The organism is Micromonospora sp. LZ34, from assembly GCF_052981855.1.
In genome coordinates this window covers 1-5208 of sequence record NZ_JBRIQN010000115.1, presented here as the reverse complement: position 1 = coordinate 5208, position 5208 = coordinate 1, and the positions used below count along the sequence as shown (strand labels likewise).

The 5208-nt window shown below is 58.2% G+C and carries 2 rRNA genes; both read left to right on the top strand.

From position 1 onward, the window contains the following. Positions 1 to 159: 159 nt before the first annotated feature. Positions 160 to 1676 (top strand): 16S ribosomal RNA (locus ACVCAH_RS37435). A gap of 372 nt (positions 1677 to 2048) precedes the next feature. After that, positions 2049 to 5161 (top strand): 23S ribosomal RNA (locus tag ACVCAH_RS37430). Together the 16S and 23S rRNA genes form the textbook arrangement of a ribosomal RNA operon. Positions 5162 to 5208: the final 47 nt, after the last annotated feature.

Below are 5208 nucleotides of genomic sequence, written 5' to 3'. Positions count from 1 at the left end.
CGGATGGTGTGTGGTTGTTCTTTGAGAACTCAACAGGGTGCTTGATAAGCCAGTGCCAATTTGATTTATACCCCGGACTGGCTGGTCATCTTCGGGTGGCTGGTTGGTTGGGATTCCTTTGGCAACACTTTTTGTTGCCGGGACATGTTTTCCAAGTTTTTGTTGGAGAGTTTGATCCTGGCTCAGGACGAACGCTGGCGGCGTGCTTAACACATGCAAGTCGAGCGGAAAGGCCCTTCGGGGTACTCGAGCGGCGAACGGGTGAGTAACACGTGAGCAACCTGCCCTAGGCTTTGGGATAACCCCGGGAAACCGGGGCTAATACCGAATAGGACCCGCGATCGCATGGTTGTGGGTGGAAAGTTTTTCGGCCTGGGATGGGCTCGCGGCCTATCAGCTTGTTGGTGGGGTGATGGCCTACCAAGGCGACGACGGGTAGCCGGCCTGAGAGGGCGACCGGCCACACTGGGACTGAGACACGGCCCAGACTCCTACGGGAGGCAGCAGTGGGGAATATTGCACAATGGGCGGAAGCCTGATGCAGCGACGCCGCGTGAGGGATGACGGCCTTCGGGTTGTAAACCTCTTTCAGCAGGGACGAAGCGCAAGTGACGGTACCTGCAGAAGAAGCGCCGGCCAACTACGTGCCAGCAGCCGCGGTAAGACGTAGGGCGCGAGCGTTGTCCGGATTTATTGGGCGTAAAGAGCTCGTAGGCGGCTTGTCGCGTCGACTGTGAAAACCCGCAGCTCAACTGCGGGCCTGCAGTCGATACGGGCAGGCTAGAGTTCGGTAGGGGAGACTGGAATTCCTGGTGTAGCGGTGAAATGCGCAGATATCAGGAGGAACACCGGTGGCGAAGGCGGGTCTCTGGGCCGATACTGACGCTGAGGAGCGAAAGCGTGGGGAGCGAACAGGATTAGATACCCTGGTAGTCCACGCTGTAAACGTTGGGCGCTAGGTGTGGGGGGCCTCTCCGGTTCCCTGTGCCGCAGCTAACGCATTAAGCGCCCCGCCTGGGGAGTACGGCCGCAAGGCTAAAACTCAAAGGAATTGACGGGGGCCCGCACAAGCGGCGGAGCATGCGGATTAATTCGATGCAACGCGAAGAACCTTACCTGGGTTTGACATGGCCGCAAAACCGGCAGAGATGTCGGGTCCTTCGGGGGCGGTCACAGGTGGTGCATGGCTGTCGTCAGCTCGTGTCGTGAGATGTTGGGTTAAGTCCCGCAACGAGCGCAACCCTCGTTCGATGTTGCCAGCGCGTTATGGCGGGGACTCATCGAAGACTGCCGGGGTCAACTCGGAGGAAGGTGGGGATGACGTCAAGTCATCATGCCCCTTATGTCCAGGGCTTCACGCATGCTACAATGGCCGGTACAATGGGCTGCGATACCGTGAGGTGGAGCGAATCCCAAAAAGCCGGTCTCAGTTCGGATCGGGGTCTGCAACTCGACCCCGTGAAGTCGGAGTCGCTAGTAATCGCAGATCAGCAACGCTGCGGTGAATACGTTCCCGGGCCTTGTACACACCGCCCGTCACGTCACGAAAGTCGGCAACACCCGAAGCCGGTGGCCCAACCCCTTGTGGGAGGGAGCCGTCGAAGGTGGGGCTGGCGATTGGGACGAAGTCGTAACAAGGTAGCCGTACCGGAAGGTGCGGCTGGATCACCTCCTTTCTAAGGAGCACCTTCACCCGAAAGGGTGCAAGGAGCCCGCGGCCCGCGAATGTCGGGTCGGGGTGCTCAATGGCGGAGACACTGGTTAGTCGGATGCCGGCAACGGCCGGGACACCTAGTACAGCCATCTTCGGGTGGTGGGAACGGTTCCTCCTGGTGCGGCTGGGGTTCGGCGCTAAGCACCCTGTTGGGTCCTGAAGGAACAACCCTCGGGTTGGTCTTTCGGAACCATGGCCCCCCTGTTGTGGGGGTGGTTTGCCAGGCATGGCCTGGTGTGGCATACCGCCGGCGGTGGTCGGGTTTGGTGTCGCACTGTTGGGTTGTGGGTTGGTCGTTGGTTGAGAATTGCACAGTGGACGCGAGCATCTTTGTGGTCAAGTTGTCAAGGGCGAACGGTGGATGCCTTGGCACCAGGAGCCGATGAAGGACGTGGGAGGCCGCGATAGGCCTGGGGGAGCTGTCAACCAAGCTGTGATCCCAGGGTGTCCGAATGGGGAAACCTGGCATCAGTCATGTGATGTCACCCGCACCTGAACACATAGGGTGTGTGGGGGGAACGCGGGGAAGTGAAACATCTCAGTACCCGTAGGAAGAGAAAACAAAGAGTGATTCCGTGAGTAGTGGCGAGCGAAAGCGGATCGAGGCTAAACCGGCTGCGTGTGATACCTGTCAGGGGTTGCGTGGTCGGGGTTGTGGGACCCTGCTACACGAGCTGACACTCGTGTGAGGAGTTACAAAGTCAGTGGCTAGTCGAACAGTCTGGAAAGGCTGACCGTAGACGGTGATAGTCCGGTAGGTGAAAGTTGCTGATCTCCTGTGGGTGTTCCCGAGTAGCGGCGGACTCCTGAAATCTGCCGTGAATCTGCCAGGACCACCTGGTAAGCCTAAATACTTCCTGGTGACCGATAGCGGACGAGTACCGTGAGGGAATGGTGAAAAGTACCCCGGGAGGGGAGTGAAATAGTACCTGAAACCGTTCGCCTACAATCCGTCGGAGCCTTTAGGGGTGACGGCGTGCCTTTTGAAGAATGAGCCTGCGAGTTAGTGGCATGTGGCGAGGTTAACCCGTGTGGGGGAGCCGTAGCGAAAGCGAGTCTGAATAGGGCGATTCAGTCGCGTGTCCTAGACCCGAAGCGGAGTGATCTAGCCATGGGCAGGCTGAAGCGCGGGTAAGACCGCGTGGAGGGCCGAACCCACCAACGTTGAAAAGTTGGGGGATGACCTGTGGTTAGGGGTGAAAGGCCAATCAAACTCCGTGATAGCTGGTTCTCCCCGAAATGCATTTAGGTGCAGCGTCGCGTGTTTCTTGCCGGAGGTAGAGCACTGGATGGTCTAGGGGGCCCACAAGCTTACCGAAATCAGCCAAACTCCGAATGCCGGTAAGTGAGAGCGCGGCAGTGAGACTGCGGGGGATAAGCTTCGTAGTCGAGAGGGAAACAGCCCAGATCACCAGCTAAGGCCCCTAAGCGTGTGCTAAGTGGAAAAGGATGTGGGGTCGCATAGACAACCAGGAGGTTGGCTTAGAAGCAGCCACCCTTTAAAGAGTGCGTAATAGCTCACTGGTCAAGTGGTTCCGCGCCGACAATGTAGCGGGGCTCAAGCACACCGCCGAAGCTGTGGCACTCACACAATGACTTCGCCGGCGCCTTCGGGTGTTGGTGCAGGTGTGTGGGTGGGTAGGGGAGCGTCGTGCCGCGAGTGAAGCAGCGGGGTGACCCAGTTGTGGACGCGGCACGAGTGAGAATGCAGGCATGAGTAGCGAAAGAAGGGTGAGAAACCCTTCCGCCGGATGACCAAGGGTTCCAGGGCCAGGCTAATCCGCCCTGGGTGAGTCGGGACCTAAGGCGAGGCCGAGAGGCGTAGTCGATGGACAACGGGTTGATATTCCCGTACCCGCGAAAGAGCGACCCTGACGAACCTCGTTGTGCTAACCACCCAAACCATCCAAGACCTTCGGGTTGAGGATGGTGAGCGTGGGAACCTGGCGGGTAGTAGTCAAGCGATGGGGTGACGCAGGAAGGTAGCTGATCCCGGCCGGTGGTTGTGCCGGGGTAAGCGTGTAGGCCGCACCATAGGCAAATCCGTGGTGCACATAGGCTGAGACGTGATGCCGAGCCGATTCAGGTGAAGTCAGTGATCCTATGCTGCCGAGAAAAGCCTCTAGCGAGTTCTTAGCGGCCCGTACCCCAAACCGACACAGGTGGTCAGGTAGAGAATACCGAGGCGATCGGGCGAACTGTGGTTAAGGAACTCGGCAAATTGCCCCCGTAACTTAGGGAGAAGGGGGGCCGGAGACGTGAAGCCCCGCGCGGGTGGAGCGTTGTATGGCCGCAGAGAGCAGGGGGAAGCGACTGTTTACTAAAAACACAGGTCCATGCGAAGAAGTAATTCGATGTATATGGACTGACGCCTGCCCGGTGCTGGAACGTTAAGGGGACCTGTTAGCTCTTTCGGGGGCGAAGCGGAGAACTTAAGCGCCAGTAAACGGCGGTGGTAACTATAACCATCCTAAGGTAGCGAAATTCCTTGTCGGGTAAGTTCCGACCTGCACGAATGGCGTAACGACTTCCCCACTGTCTCAACCACAGGCCCGGCGAAATTGCACTACGAGTAAAGATGCTCGTTACGCGCGGCAGGACGGAAAGACCCCGGGACCTTTACTATAGCTTGACATTGGTATCCGAATTAGCTTGTGTAGGATAGGTGGGAGCCGGTGAAGTCCATACGCCAGTATGGGTGGAGGCAATCTTGAAATACCACTCTGGTTGATTTGGGTATCTAACTTCGGACCGTTATCCGGTTCAGGGACAGTGTCTGGTGGGTAGTTTAACTGGGGCGGTTGCCTCCTAAAGGGTAACGGAGGCGCCCAAAGGTTCCCTCAGCCTGGTTGGCAATCAGGTGTTGAGTGCAAGTACACAAGGGAGCTTGACTGTGAGACTGACAGGTCGAGCAGGGACGAAAGTCGGGACTAGTGATCCGGCACTTGCGTGTGGAAGCGGTGTCGCTCAACGGATAAAAGGTACCCCGGGGATAACAGGCTGATCTTCCCCAAGAGTCCATATCGACGGGATGGTTTGGCACCTCGATGTCGGCTCGTCGCATCCTGGGGCTGTAGCAGGTCCCAAGGGTTGGGCTGTTCGCCCATTAAAGCGGTACGCGAGCTGGGTTTAGAACGTCGTGAGACAGTTCGGTCCCTATCCGCCGCGCGCGTAGGATACTTGAGAAGGGCTGTCCCTAGTACGAGAGGACCGGGACGGACGAACCTCTGGTGTGCCAGTTGTCCCGCCAGGGGCACGGCTGGTTAGCTACGTTCGGAAGGGATAACCGCTGAAAGCATCTAAGCGGGAAGCTCGCTTCAAGATGAGGTATCCCACCACCTTCGGGTGGGTAAGGCCCCCAGCCAGAACACTGGGTTGATAGGCCGGAAATGTAAGCCCGGTAACGGGTTCAGTTGACCGGTACTAATAGGCCGAGGACTTGACTACAAAGCTGCTACGCGTCCACTGTGCAACTCCCGACAAACGAACACCCC